At 70.4% G+C, this 13,409-nt stretch carries 9 protein-coding genes and 2 pseudogenes; 9 read left to right on the top strand and 2 right to left on the bottom strand.

Annotation, left to right across the window (positions count from 1 at the left end):
* The first annotated feature begins 107 nt into the window (after positions 1 to 107).
* The 9 genes and pseudogenes from ACZ60B_RS30155 to ACZ60B_RS30115 all read left to right on the top strand — a co-directional run bounded on the left by ACZ60B_RS30155 (position 108) and on the right by ACZ60B_RS30115 (position 12,717).
* On the top strand, positions 108 to 701 hold the full coding sequence (locus ACZ60B_RS30155) for a TetR/AcrR family transcriptional regulator (RefSeq protein ID WP_469392439.1): 594 nt from the start codon (positions 108 to 110) through the stop codon (positions 699 to 701).
* 990 nt (positions 702 to 1,691) lie between these two features.
* A complete protein-coding gene (locus tag ACZ60B_RS30150) occupies positions 1,692 to 2,162 on the top strand; it encodes a VOC family protein (RefSeq protein ID WP_469392437.1) in 471 nt (156 codons plus the stop codon).
* Positions 2,163 to 2,406: 244 nt separating this feature from the next.
* Positions 2,407 to 3,837, top strand: coding sequence for a dihydrolipoyl dehydrogenase family protein (locus tag ACZ60B_RS30145; RefSeq protein ID WP_469392435.1), 1,431 nt, complete (start codon positions 2,407 to 2,409; stop codon positions 3,835 to 3,837).
* A 369-nt stretch (positions 3,838 to 4,206) separates the two neighbouring features.
* Positions 4,207 to 6,282 carry a SpoIIE family protein phosphatase gene (locus tag ACZ60B_RS30140; protein ID WP_469392433.1) on the top strand — a complete coding sequence of 692 codons (2,076 nt, stop codon included), beginning with the start codon at positions 4,207 to 4,209 and terminating at the stop codon, positions 6,280 to 6,282.
* Between the two features lie 194 nt (positions 6,283 to 6,476).
* The gene (locus ACZ60B_RS30135; RefSeq protein WP_469392431.1) at positions 6,477 to 7,517 is read left to right on the top strand and encodes a hypothetical protein; all 1,041 of its coding nucleotides are present in this window, start codon (positions 6,477 to 6,479) and stop codon (positions 7,515 to 7,517) included.
* Positions 7,518 to 7,689: 172 nt separating this feature from the next.
* Positions 7,690 to 8,268 carry a hypothetical protein gene (locus tag ACZ60B_RS30130; protein WP_469392429.1) on the top strand — a complete coding sequence of 193 codons (579 nt, stop codon included), beginning with the start codon at positions 7,690 to 7,692 and terminating at the stop codon, positions 8,266 to 8,268.
* 355 nt (positions 8,269 to 8,623) lie between these two features.
* Positions 8,624 to 10,864, top strand: a complete 2,241-nt coding sequence (locus ACZ60B_RS30125) for a glycoside hydrolase family 9 protein (protein ID WP_469392427.1) — start codon at positions 8,624 to 8,626, stop codon at positions 10,862 to 10,864.
* Between the two features lie 87 nt (positions 10,865 to 10,951).
* Positions 10,952 to 11,188: pseudogene (locus tag ACZ60B_RS30120) on the top strand (hypothetical protein); the annotation flags it as partial.
* Between the two features lie 875 nt (positions 11,189 to 12,063).
* Positions 12,064 to 12,717, top strand: a complete 654-nt coding sequence (locus ACZ60B_RS30115) for a hypothetical protein (RefSeq protein WP_469392425.1) — start codon at positions 12,064 to 12,066, stop codon at positions 12,715 to 12,717.
* 160 nt (positions 12,718 to 12,877) lie between these two features.
* Here ACZ60B_RS30115 and ACZ60B_RS30110 read toward each other — a convergent pair whose 3' ends face one another.
* Both ACZ60B_RS30110 and ACZ60B_RS30105 read right to left on the bottom strand, forming a co-directional pair.
* Complete coding sequence (locus ACZ60B_RS30110) at positions 12,878 to 13,048, bottom strand: carboxymuconolactone decarboxylase family protein (RefSeq protein ID WP_469392423.1); 171 nt, start codon at positions 13,046 to 13,048, stop codon at positions 12,878 to 12,880.
* Positions 13,049 to 13,270: 222 nt separating this feature from the next.
* Positions 13,271 to 13,409 (bottom strand): annotated as a pseudogene (locus ACZ60B_RS30105) (NADP-dependent oxidoreductase); the annotation flags it as partial.

The following is a 13,409-nucleotide window of genomic DNA, read 5'->3' as shown; positions in this document are numbered from 1 at the left end:
CTCTCCTGCCCATGCTGAGGGATAGGCTTATTCGGATCGGCGATCCACATAAACGGACCGCTGATCCGAATATATGGACCACTGATCCGGATAGTCAAGGGGGACAGATGCGCGCCGACGCCAGGAAGAACCGCGAGCACCTGCTCGCAGTAGCGGGTGCCGCCATCGCCGAGCAGGGTGTCGACGTGTCACTGCGCGACATCGCACGCAGGGCCGATGTCGGACTCGCGACACTGCTGCGTCATTTCTCGACGCGCGAGGCGCTGCTCGATGCCCTGCTCCGTACGAGCTTCGACGAGCTGACCGCCAAGGCGGGCGCCCTCGAAACCTCCGGCTCGCCCGGCGACGCACTCGCTTCGTGGCTGCGCGACTGTGTCGCGTGGACCACCGAGTACCGAGGCGCGATCGTGCTCATGGCGGCCGCCATCGAGGACACCGAGTCGGCACTCCACGCTTCGTGCGTCACGCTGCGCGCGGCCGGTGCGAGACTCCTCACCCGTGCCCAGGCCGCGGGTGTGGCGCGGGCCGACATCGATGGCACCGATTTGTTCGCGCTCGTGACGGCCCTTGCCTGGCTCGGAGATCAGCCCTCGCTCGCGCCGCGCGCCGATCACCTCTTCGATGTTGTCGCAAGCGCGATCCTGAACAGCACGGCGAGCGGCGATGCCGAGGGAGGGCGCGGCCCTCGCCCCCGCGGCTGACGTCGTCGCGCCCGCGGACCTGGCGAACTCGGCCGCGCGCCCGGCAGTTGCGGATCGACGCCGAGTTCGCCGGCGCGGTCAAGGGCACCGGTAGTGGACCGCGACCGTCGGGGGATGGCCGACGACGGGCGTACCGGCTGATCGCGCCCTGACCGGCTCCTGGCGGGCGGTCCTGCGCTCTGCCGCGTCCTCGTCCGGTGAGGGCCCGTCCGGATCAAGAGGGGTTGCGGCCCCTGGGCCGGCCCGCCGCCCGCGAAATCCAACCGGTGGCGCCCCGTGGAGTCGGTGTGCCTGTCCTTCCGCGGGGACGGGCGGGCCGCGTTCTCGTCCTGGAGGTCGTTGCCCTCGACGACGTCCAGGTCGGCCGGGGCGGGCGTAGGGCCGGCCTTGTCGACGCGCCCGTGCTCGGTGAACGAGGCGCCGTGCGGGATGGGGCTGTCGGCCTGCATGCGAACGTGGGCGGGGGCGGCCCTCGCGGCCAGGCGGCCGCATCGGGTCGTCGGCGCGGACCTGGATGCTGGTCGGCGACCGGGCCGCGCGCCGCATGTCCGCACCGCGCGCACGGCGATCCGCTTCGAGTCCACCTGATCGCGGGCGACTTCGGCTCGCCGACCGTGTCGGGCTCGTCCGTCGGCGGGTGGGCCCGGCCACCGCCCTCGGGGGCGACGATCCCGGCCTTCGTCCTGTCCTCCGGCCTCGGAGGTGCCGCGCAGTGACGTCCTGACGCCCTGCCCGGTGGCTGCGGTGCCCGCGACCGCGAGGAAGCGGTCGCGATCCCTTCCGGCGTCGCCCCGCCTCCGGCCACTCGATTTTCCGGATCGGTGGTCCATATATCCGGATCGGTGGTACGTTTATGTGGATCGCTGATCCGGGTAAGCCCGCACCGCAGTGACGGCAGGGCGCGAAGACGCCCCGGCTGCGACCACTCCCCGTTGAACCGGTGACGCCTCGGGCGTAATCCACCGGCGTCAAGAAACAAGGACACCCCCCATGAACCTGAAACTCGAGATGATCGTGCTGCCCGTCTCCGACGTCGACCGGGCCAAGGCCTTCTACGAGAAGGCCGGATTCCGCCTGGACGTCGACTACGTGGCGAGTGAGGACGTCCGGGTCGTGCACTTCACCCCGCCCGGCTCCGAGTGCTCGATCAGCTTCGGCGAAGGGATGACATCCATCGCACCCGGCTCGTTCCAGGGCCTGTACCTCATCGTCTCCGACATCGAAGAGGCCCGCGCGAGCCTCGTCGGCCGCGGCATCGAGGTCGGCGAGATCTTCCACGACGCGGGCGGCCTCTTCCACGGCCACGAGGGCGCAGACGTCACCCACCGCGTCCCCGGCCAGGAGCGGCTGGCCGGCCTGCACCCCGAGCGCGCCTCCTACGGCTCCTTCGCAACCTTCAGCGACCCGGACGGCAACGGCTGGGTGCTCCAGGAGGTCTCGCAGCGCCTCCCCGGCCGCTGACCCCGCCACCAGCCACAGCCACCCTCCAAGGGATACAACGTGCCGTTTCCGGTCCGGATGGCAGCCGGTCCGACCCAGCGGCCCATGCGGTGCGGCAGCCCGGGCCGTCCGGCGGCGGGGACCGGCAATCGCGGTCGGTGATTCGGCCGGACGCCGAAGCCGTCCGGCCGAATCACCGACGCGATGAGAACCGAGCGATGAGAACCAAGCAATGAGGATCCAAGCAGTGATGGACCAAGCAGTGATGAACGAGACAACCCGCACCTACGACGTGGTCGTCATCGGCGCAGGGCCGGTCGGTGAGAACGTGGCCGAACGCGCCCGCGCCGCGGGTCTCAGCACCGTGATCGTGGAGCGCGAACTGCTCGGCGGGGAGTGCTCGTTCTGGGCCTGTGACCCGAGCAAGGCGCTGCTGCGGCCGGTGGTGGCACGTGCCGACGCGCGCCGCATACCCGGACTCAGCCCGGCGGTGGCCGGCCCGCTGGACGTCGAGGCAGTCCTCGCACACCGCGACAAGATGTCCTCGTACTGGAAGGACGAGGACCAGGTCGACTGGCTGGATTCGGTCTCCGTCGACCTCATCCGCGGCCACGGCCGGCTCACCGGCCCCAAGCAGGTGGCCGTCCGGACCCCCGAGGGCGACACCGTCGCCCTGACCGCCCGGCACGCCGTCGCCGTCTCCACCGGTACCCGCGCCGCCCTGCCCCCCATCCCCGGACTCGACACCGTCCGTCCCTGGACCAGCCGCGAAGCCACCAGCGCCGGCAAGGTGCCCGACCGCCTCGCCGTCGTCGGAGGCGGTGTGGTCGCCGTCGAGATGGCCACCGCCTGGCAGGCCCTCGGCTCCCAGGTCACCATGCTCGTCCTCGAGAACGGACTCCTGGAACGGATGGAACCGTTCGCCGGCGAACTGGTCACCGACGGACTGCGCGAAGCAGGCGTGGACATCCGCTTCAACACCACCGTCACCTCCCTGGCGCGCGAGGGCGGAGAGGTGCGGATCACCCTCTCCGACGGCGGGGAACTGGGCGCGGACGAGATCCTGCTGGCCACCGGTCGCGCACCGCAGACCCGCGACCTCGGCCTCGAGACCGTCGGTCTCACTCCCGGCGACTGGCTCACCGTCGACGACACCTTCCAGGTCACCGGCGTCGACGGCGGTTGGCTCTACGCCGTCGGCGACGTCAACCGCCGCGCCCTGATGACGCATCAGGGCAAGTACCAGGCCCGGATCGCCGGCGCCGTCATCGGCGCCCGCGCCAAGAACGAGCCCATCGACGACACCCTCTGGGGCGCGCATGCCGCCACCGCCGACCATGCGGCCGTCCCCCAGGTCGTCTTCACCACCCCCGAGGTCGCCTCCGTCGGCCTGACCAGCCGCGAGGTCGAGCACAGCGGGCGCCGCATCGAGATCGTCGACTACGACCTCGCCCGCGTCGCCGGCGCTCACCAGTACGGTGAGGACTACCGCGGACGGGCCCGCATGCTCATCGATACCGACCGCAACACCGTGGTGGGTGTCACCTTCGCAGGCCCCGGCGTCGGCGAGCTGGTGCATTCGGCCACCGTCGCCGTCGTCGGCGAGGTGCCCCTCGACCGGCTCTGGCACGCCGTCCCCGCCTTCCCCACCCTCGGTGAGGTATGGCTGCGGCTGCTGGAGACCCATCGCGGCTGACCGTGCTCCGGCCGGCACACGGGGCGGCTCCGGCTCCGCCGGGTGATCCGTCGTCCGCGGGAGAGGAGCCATCCTCCTCTCCCGGTGGCCGGCAGCGGCACGCCCGGACCGCGGATCGGAGGGGAAGCCGCCGCCCTTGTCCGCGGTCACGGACGGAACCCACGGCGTTCGCGCCGGGCAGCGCGTCCACTCCCGTACCGCAGTCACTCATACCCGGCGACCATGCGTCCTCGACCGGCGCTGTGCGCCGCCGGTCGTCTCAGGAGACTATGGAGAGGTACCGGAAAGGCACGAAAAGCGTCTCAACACCGCAGCTCGGGGGCCTGCGCCGGGCGCGCTCCGCCCTGGCAGGTGGAAGGAACACCTGGGATGAGTGAAGCGGCATCTTTCAGTGCGGACGGTGACTCGTCCGACCTCCGGCTGGAGCTGCCGAGCGGGATGCTGGATGCGCTCGGCGTGGCGGTGGTGGCGCTGGACACGGCCGGGCGGATCGTGCTGTGGGGCCCGCAGGCCGAAGAGCTGTTCGGCTACTCCGCGCAGGAAGTGCTGGGCCTGCACGCGGCTCGTGTCCTGGCCCATGCCTCGCACATGGACATGGTGGCCGGCAAGTGCGAGCAGATGATGGAGACCGGCCAGAGCTGGGCCGGAATCATTCCCGTCCGGAACAAGGACGGCAGTACGCGGCTGGTTGAATTCCACTGCAACCGTCTGCCGGACAAGCAGGGTGACTTCTACGCCCTGGGCATCGCCACCGATGCGTCGACACTGCGCAAGGCGGAGCAGGACCTGGCGTTGTCCACGCAGTTGATCGCCCAGTCGCCGGTCGCGCTCGAGGTTCTGGACACCGATCTGCGCTATGTGGCCGTCAATCCGGCGATGGAACGGATACACGGCCTGCCGGCCCGGGAACACCTCGGCCGGGGCTTCCGCGAGGTCCTGCCCTCCGCCAGTGTCGACGCGTCCGAGGCGGCGGTCAGGGAAGTGCTCGAGACCGGACGCCCTCAGGTCGACAAGTACACCATCGGCCGCACCCCGGCCGACCCTGACAACGATCATGCCTGGTCCGTCTCCGTCTACCGGTTGGAGGGCCACAACGGTCAGGTGCTCGGTGTCGCCATGTCGGTGCTGGACGTCACCGATCGGCACGGCGCCATCACGGCGGCGGCCCAGGCACGGCAGCGCCTGGCCCAGGTCGCCGAGGGCTCCGCACGCATCGGTACCACCCTGGACATGGAACGCACCGCCCGCGAGCTCGCGGATGTCGCGGTGCCCGAGCTCGCCGACGTCGCGGTCGTGGACGTACTCGACTCCGCCATGGACGACCGCCGCCCCGCGCCCCCCGACAGCGGCCCGGCGCTCTTTCGCACCCTCGCCGTGAAAGCCGCCTATCTGGCCGACGCCGCCGGCGCCGCCGGCACGGTCGGCCAGCTGGTCAGCTATGACGCCGACCAGCTGCCCACCCGATGTGTGCGGACCGGTCAGCCGGTCATGGTGACGCGCGTGGACGAGTGGGATCTGGCGCGCATCGCCCGGGACACCGCAGCCGCTGCGGTCCTGGCCAGTGTCGGCATCCATTCCTATCTCGCGATACCGCTGGCCACCCAGGGCCGGGCACTCGGCGTCCTGGGGCTGATGCGCGGCCGCAATCAGCTGCCCTTCAACGCGGACGATGTCACCCTGGCCGGTGAGCTCGCCAGTCGGACCGCGATGTCCCTCGACAACGCACGCCTGTACCAAAGCGTCCGCAACACCGCGGTGACGCTCCAGCGCAGCCTGCTGCCCCACCCGACGCCACCCGAGAGCCTGGAGATCGCCACCCGTTACCAACCTGCCGGAACCTCCACCGAGGTCGGCGGCGACTGGTTCGACGTCATCCCCCTCGCGGAGGACAAGACCGCGCTCGTCGTGGGTGACGTGATGGGCAGCGGCATCGACGCGGCCGCCACCATGGGCCGCCTGCGCACCGCCACCGCGACCCTGGCCGATCTCGACCTCGCGCCCGCCGAGGTGCTGCAACGCCTCGACAAGATCACCGCCGGTCTGGACCCCTACATCGCCACCTGCATCTACGCCGAATACGACCCGCACGGCGACCGGTGCCGCATCGCCGCAGCCGGACACCTGCCCCCCGCACTGACACCTGCGGGCGGGCCCCCCGAACTGCTCGACCTGCCATCCGGACCACCCCTGGGCGTCGGCGGCGTCCCCTTCGAAACGACCACTGTCCCGCTTCGCGCCGGAGATCAACTGGTCCTCTACACCGACGGCTTGGTCGAAACACGCCGCGACGCCATCGACGAACGCCTTGACCTCCTCCTCCGCGTACTCGACGGCCACGACCTTTCCCCGGAAGAGACCTGCGACCGTCTCCTGGGAACATTGCGTGATCCGGACGACCACGACGACGTGTCCGTACTCGTTGCCCGCCCCAGACCGCGACGCTGACCCACTACGGACGCCGGTCGGCGGGGGGACAGCCCAAGGCCCACAACATCCGCCAGCGGGTGGAAGGCTCCGGCGGGGCATCCGGGGGAGGGGCGGTCTTGCCATCTCCAATGTAGGAGCATATGCTCGTATTGCAGGCAGGGGCCCTCCCGACCCCTTCTCCCTCTGGAGAATCCCCGTCAAAAGGTTGTGTCATGACTCTCTCCACCGGATCGGCCGCCGAGCGTGAGCGGGCGCGCCCCGCGTCGGCAGAACAGACCTCCAAGCCGAGCCAGGGCGCCCACCGGCCGCCCGTGAAGTCATGGCTCCAGCCGGTACTGATCTCCCTCGTCGTCGTGGCCGCCTTCATCACGTGCTACGTCGGCCTCCAGCGTGACCCGCAGCCCCACCGGGTGCCCATCGCCGTCACCGGTCCGAGCCTGCCGGGCGAGATACAGCGGGCCCTGGGTGACGCCGTCGAGGTCCACCCCGCTGCGGACGCCATGACGGCACGGCACGCGCTGGAACGGCACGACGTCGTGGCAGTACTCGGTGCCGCAGCTCCCGGCCACCTGGACCTGCAGATCGCCGGCGCCGCCGGTGTGTCCACCACTTCGGCCGTGAGTCAACTCGTCGATGCCTACGCCCGGGGTGCCGGCGCGCACGTGACCACCACGGACGTCGTCCCTCTGGCCGAGCACGACGCCCGCGGCCTGGCCGGCTTCTACGTGGCCTTCGGCGTGAGCCTGGCCGGTTTCGTTCTGGGTTCCAACGCTCTGGGTCTGGCCGGCGTCATGCGTCTGCGTCACCGGTATTTCCTGCTCGTCGGAACCTCCGCCGCCATCGGCACCGTGGGAGCGATCGTCGTCGGGCCCGTCCTGGGCGCTGCTCCGGCCCCGCTCGTGCCGCTGGCCTTCCTCCTGGCCCTCCTGGCCGCCGCCACGGCGTTCACGACCAAGCTGCTGGGCGCCTTCCTGGGGCCGATCGGGCTGCCGATCACCACACTGCTGCTGCTGACCGTCGGCAACGCCACGAGCGGCGCGGTCATCGGAGCCGACCTGCTGCCCTCCGGGGCCCGGGCGGTCTCCGCCCTGCTGCCGCCAGGAGCGGCTGTCCGCGGCATCGCCGATCTCGGCTACTACAACGGCTCGCACCTCGGCGGCCCCGTACTCACCCTGGCCCTGTGGGCCATCGCCGCCGGGATCCTGCTGGGCCTGCGCCCCCGCTTGGTGCGGCGTCGGGCAGCCGTCGCCTGACCGCTGCCACAGGCCCCGCACCTGCCGTTCCTGCCGGGCAGGACACCCGGCGCGAACGCTGTTCGGCCACCGGCCCCTCCGCCGGAAGAGGTCATCGAACGCGGCGCGAACACCGCGAAAAGGAGACGCTGAAATGGAACACGAACACACCTGATGTGACTGAGCGCCCCAGTTGGCACTCGAGCAACTCAGTTGGCACCGTGAGCGCGGTATCTGGCAGGTAGCCGCCCAGAATGGGGCGAGGACGGTGGGGCGAATCGTGGCGGTGTGCTTCGAATTGGTGGTGGACTTCGGTGACGACGCCAAGGCGGCCCGGGCGGCTGCGTTCAGCGAGCCGTGGCCGTCCACGCTTCGCGCGGGTGCGTTCCGGATCCCACTGCACCGGCCCATGCTGTCGGTCTCGGGAACGAACACGCAGCTCAGCGTGCTACCGGTGGCTGTCGGATATGGCGTGGCGGCCGACGGCAGTCTGCCGCGGTTCGACCTCACCGAATCTGAGCTGATGGAGCTGGGCCGTGGCCTCTACGGGCTGCTCGAACGTTTCGAGGGCTACGTTGCCGCCATGGTGGGGTGGGACCCAGAGGGTTTCCTCCACGTCGACGACTTGGCCGCTGATTGGTCGGAGGAACTCGCCGAGGGCACCCTGCCCGGACTTGTCCTCGCCGATCACCTCCGTACCCGTCTCTCCCTGGGCCCGGCGTGGGTCCCCTTCCGACCGGGCTACTTGTGGCTCCCCTACCCGCAGCGGTGAGCCTCGGCCGTTGAGGTTCACCGCGGAAACGGGGCGACGCTGTCTGACCGCAGACGGGCTGAGCGTTTGAGTTGGCGAGCGGCGCCTACTACGACGCTCAGTCACAGCACCTGTGACTGAGCGCCGTGGTTGGCCCTTGAGCACGCTAGCGGGCACCTGAGCGCGATAGCTGGCCCGCAGAGGTCGGCTGGAGGGGAACCGCCTGCGACGATCCTGGAAGGCTTCACTAGGCACAAATCCGTCGCGTCCGGACCGTTGACGGGGTGTCATGCGCGCAGCAAGCATGTCTGGCGTCCGAGTTCTGGGAGCGCTCCCACGTCCCCTGGCGCCCCCGCACGTCCCGAGGAGCCCAGACGTGAAACGACGCACAACCGCCGTGTTGACCCTCACCGCCCTGCTGGGCACGGCGCTGACCGCGCTGCCCGTACAGCAGGCCGGTGCCGAGGAGGTCGAGCAGGTCAGGAACGGCACCTTCGATACCACCAGCGACCCTTGGTGGACCAGCAACGTCACCGCGGGCCTGAGCGACGGCCTGCTGTGCGCGGACGTGCCCGGCGGCACCGCCAACCGCTGGGACTCCGCGATCGGGCAGAACGACATCACACTGGTGAAGGGGGAGACGTACCGGTTCTCCTTCCACGCCTCCGGCATCCCCGAGGGGCACGTCGTGCGGGCGGTCGTGGGCTTGGCCGTGTCGCCGTACGACACCTGGCAGGAGGCGAGCCCGGTGCTCACCGAGGCCGACGGTTCGTACTCCTACACCTTCACCGCGCCCGTCGACACCACCCAGGGGCAGGTCGCCTTCCAGGTCGGCGGCAGCGCCGACGCCTGGCGGTTCTGCGTGGACGACGTCTCCCTGCTCGGCGGGGTGCCCCCGGAGGTCTACGAGCCGGACACCGGACCCCGGGTGCGCGTCAACCAGGTCGCCTACCTGCCTGCCGGGCCGAAGAACGCCACCCTCGTCACCGACGCCACCGCCCGGCTGCCTTGGCAGCTGAGGAACGCCCAGGGCACGACGGTCGCCCGGGGCCTCACCGTGCCGCGCGGCGTGGACGCCTCCTCCGGGCAGAACGTCCACTCGATCGACTTCGGCCCCTACCGCGGGCACGGCACCGGCTACACCCTCGTCGCCGACGGCGAGACCAGCCACCCGTTCGACATCGACGCGGCGGCCTACCGCCGCCTGCGGCTGGACTCCGTGAAGTACTACTACACGCAGCGCAGCGGCATCGCGATCCGCGACGACCTGCGGCCCCGCTACGGCCGCGCGGCCGGCCACCTGAACGTCGCCCCCAACCAGGGCGACGCGAACGTCCCCTGCCAGCCGGGCGTGTGCGACTACACCCTCGACGTCACCGGCGGCTGGTACGACGCAGGCGACCACGGCAAGTACGTCGTGAACGGCGGCATCGCCACCTGGGAGCTGCTGAGCACCTACGAGCGGTCGCTGATGGCCCGCACCGGCCACCCGGCCGCCCTCGGCGACGGCACCCTGGCGCTGCCCGAGAGTGGCAACAAGGTGCCGGACGTCCTCGACGAGGCCCGCTGGGAGCTGGAGTTCCTGCTGAAGATGCAGGTGCCCGCCGGGCAGCCGCTGGCCGGGATGGCCCACCACAAGCTCCACGACGAGCAGTGGACCGGTCTGCCCCTGCTGCCCGGCCAGGACCCGCAGAAGCGGGAGCTGCACCCGCCGACCACCGCGGCGACCCTCAACCTGGCCGCGACGGCCGCCCAGGCCGCCCGGCTGTACCGGCCCTTCGACAAGGTGTTCGCCGCGCGGGCGCTGACGGCCGCCCGCACGGCCTGGCAGGCCGCTCTCGCCCACCCCGACCTCCTCGCCGACCCCAATGACGGCACCGGAGGCGGCGCCTACAACGACGACGACGTCACCGACGAGTTCTACTGGGCCGCGGCCGAGCTCTACCTGACCACGGGGGAGCGGCAGTTCGCCGACCACGTGCTCGACTCCCCGGTGCACACCGCCGACATCTTCGGCCCGACCGGCTTCGACTGGGGTCACACGGCCGCCGCCGGCCGGCTCGACCTCGCCCTCGTGCCCAGCCGGCTGCCCGGCCGCGACCAGGTGCGCCGCTCGGTGATCAAGGCCGCCGACACCTACCTCGCCACACTGACCGCCCACCCCTACGGCATGCCGTACGCCCCCGCCGGTAACCGCTACGACTGGGGCTCCAGCCATCAGGTCCTCAACAACGGCGTGGTCCTCGCCAGTGCATACGACCTCACCGGCGTCGCCAAGTACCGCGATGGGGCGTTGCAGGGCATGGACTACGTCCTCGGGCGCAATGCCCTGAACATGTCCTACGTCACCGGCTACGGCGAGGTCAGCTCCCACAACCAGCACAGCCGCTGGTACGCCCACGAGCTCGACCCCACCCTGCCGAACCCGCCGTCCGGCACCCTCGCCGGCGGTCCCAACTCGAGCATCCAGGACCCGTACGCCCAGTCCAAGCTCACGGGCTGCGTCGGCCAGTTCTGCTACATCGACGACATCCAGTCCTGGTCAACCAACGAGACCGCGATCAACTGGAACGCGGCCCTCGCCCGCATGGCCTCCTTCGCGGCCGATCAGGGGTGACCGTCCGGCACGCCTGAGGCACCGCTCGGGTACCGCACTGACCTGGGGACACTTACAGGCCAGTACCCGAGCGGTATCGCGAAGGACATGCCAGCCCTCAACGTGGAGTTCAGTGATCGCAAGCTGGAGGGCCTGCGGCAGATCGCCAAGGAGCGCGGTACGTCAATGAAGGCGCTCATGTGCGAGGCGGCCGCCGCCGACACAGCGCGCCACCAGGCGCTGCAGGAGGGAGCGGAGGCGTTCCGGAGCTTCTTCGCCTCGCACGCCGACGAGTTCGCGGAGGCGTTTTCCGACGACGAGGCGCCCGTCTGGGGCGAGGGGCGGGTGCTCGTTGTCAGTCTGCCCAGCACGTTGGCGGCTCCCACAGCTGCCTCTGGCGATATTCGCTTCGCCTACGGACTCCACGAGCAGGACCGGCTGCTGCGGTGGGCCTACTGGACTGCGTGTGGAAGATTGCTGTGGCTGTGCTCCACTCCAGCGCGGGCAAGCAGCAGTGACGGCCGGCGCGACGAGTGAGGTCTCCACGGCGGCTGACTCGTGGGCGCGGATCTGAGCACTTACTTGGCCAGACGGGCCAACTATCGCGCTCAGTCACAACACCACCGCCGACCCGGCGCGGCGACAGCGCAGCCTGCGCTTCTCCGAGCTGCCCAAGCCCATCCGGCTGGAGGACACGGTGGAAGAGCGACCGGCCGTGCCGCACGGCACGGTGAGCGGCGCTTACAACCCGGACTGGTGGCTCATACGCATGGGCGGCCTGTGAGCCGCTCGACCCAGCCGGCCGGGGTGGTGTCGCGCGTCGTCGTCCCCGCGAACCGGCAATCGCCCCGGCCGGCTCCGTGATGGTTCTGCGGTGCTGCGCCGTCCTGCGCACGTTGTACGAGTCCTGAGGAGGTCGTTGTGAACTATCAGAAGATCCTTGTCCGGCTGACATCGATCGCAGCCACCGCAGCAGTCGCGATCGGATGCTTCCTCCACGTCTTCTAGGACCTGTCCGGCGACCGCTTCCTTCCCGAGTTGTCGATGTGGTCATGAGGCGAGGTGACCGGATCGCCGAGCCGAACGTCGGTCGTCACCGCCTGCCCAGAAGCTCGCGGAAGGCGGAAGGCGGAAGGCGGAAGGCGGAAGGCGGAAGGCGGAAGGCGGAAGCAGGAGGCCGGGGGCTTCGTGGCACGTCGATCCTGCTAGAACGGTGAGTGATGGGTACTCAGGAGCGCGAGCGCAAGGTGTACCGGCCGCTGTGGCGGGCCGGGCTCGAGGTGATCCCGAACGCTGTGCCGCCCGGCACGATGCCGTTCGTCGGCGGATACGCTGTCGAGGACGTGGTCGGAAGCTTCTCTCACCCGTACGGCACTCCGCGGCTCGTCGAGCGGCTCAACGCGGACTGGTACGACCTTGCCGTCTCCTCGGGTCTTTTCGACCGACGGCGCGAGTTCCTCGTCAAGCTTCCACAGGGCACCCGGACACACCGGAACGTGCTGCAACACATGCACAGCGGCAACGACGCGCCGGCGGTCTGGACCCGGGTCCGGCTTCTGCGGCGCTGGGACATCATGGGCCGGGGCGCGGCGTCAGCGTTCCTCGGCGTGCACGCGGGCCACCCGGGCTTCGGCATGATGGCTCTCGACAGCGGCGTGTACATCGTTGCCTCGACAGGCGAGCTCGGTGTCGACGTACTCGCGGTGGGCCACCCGGACCGCTCGGAGCACGTCCTGCGGCACATGGAGCGGATCGTGCTTCACGACGGCCTCCATGACGACCACCCGTTCAGGCAGCAGGTCGCCGTCTGGCTCGCGGGCCGCGCGGGGAGACGGAACGTCGACTCGACCCGGCCCGCCGAAGAGTCCCGATGACCGTGCCGAGCCGGTCGTGCGACCGGCTGGGCGGTTGTGGACTGCCTTCCGTCTCGCGGCATCGCCCAGCTCGCGCAAGCTGCCCGGCCGACTGCGCCCTTCGTCATCACGATGGTGGAGGCTTCGTCGGCCCATAACACCGGCGGTGTCGCCGCGGAGGTCAGTTGCCGACGGGGTAGCGGCTGGTGATCGCGACGCGGTTGAAGGCGTTCATCACGGTGGCCAGCCAGGCGATTGCCAAGACCTGGTCCGCGGTGAGCACGGTCGCGGCGGCGTTGAAGTCCTCATCGCTCACGTGTCCGTCGGGCACGCGCGTGATCGCCTCGGTCATGATTCCTTCGATCCGTTTGTCCGGCCTGCGCCGCGCTCTTCGAGTGCCTCGCAGTGGCCGGTCGCGGGTGTTCGGGCAGAGGGCGCGTGTTGGGCGGAGCGGTGCCGCCGCTGCGTGTCCCGGGCTGCGATGCCTGGCCCGTCGGCCTCGAGGCGCGGTCGGCGTGGCGACAACCAGGAGGCCGGCGGCGGTTCGCGTTCCGATCGCGATGGGGTTCCTGATTCAGTCTTCCGTGACGCGGATGATCGTCTTGCCAGGGGTGCGCCGGCCGGGGGCGAAGGCGGAGGGTGCTTCGGCGAGCGGACGCACAGCACCGACGACCGGCTTGAGCCGGCCGTCCCTCAGCCGCGTGGCGAGATCG

This window comes from Streptomyces sp. NPDC104096, assembly GCF_055584385.1.
This window is presented reverse-complemented; position numbering and strand designations above follow the sequence as displayed.

Coding starts and splice junctions, on each gene's coding strand:
- ACZ60B_RS30155 (WP_469392439.1), top strand. CDS start 108: ATGCGCGCCGACGCCAGGAAGAACCGCGAGCACCTGCTCGCAGTAGCG.
- ACZ60B_RS30150 (WP_469392437.1), top strand. CDS start 1,692: ATGAACCTGAAACTCGAGATGATCGTGCTGCCCGTCTCCGACGTCGAC.
- ACZ60B_RS30145 (WP_469392435.1), top strand. CDS start 2,407: ATGAACGAGACAACCCGCACCTACGACGTGGTCGTCATCGGCGCAGGG.
- ACZ60B_RS30140 (WP_469392433.1), top strand. CDS start 4,207: ATGAGTGAAGCGGCATCTTTCAGTGCGGACGGTGACTCGTCCGACCTC.
- ACZ60B_RS30135 (WP_469392431.1), top strand. CDS start 6,477: ATGACTCTCTCCACCGGATCGGCCGCCGAGCGTGAGCGGGCGCGCCCC.
- ACZ60B_RS30115 (WP_469392425.1), top strand. CDS start 12,064: ATGGGTACTCAGGAGCGCGAGCGCAAGGTGTACCGGCCGCTGTGGCGG.
- ACZ60B_RS30110 (WP_469392423.1), bottom strand. CDS start 13,048: ATGACCGAGGCGATCACGCGCGTGCCCGACGGACACGTGAGCGATGAG.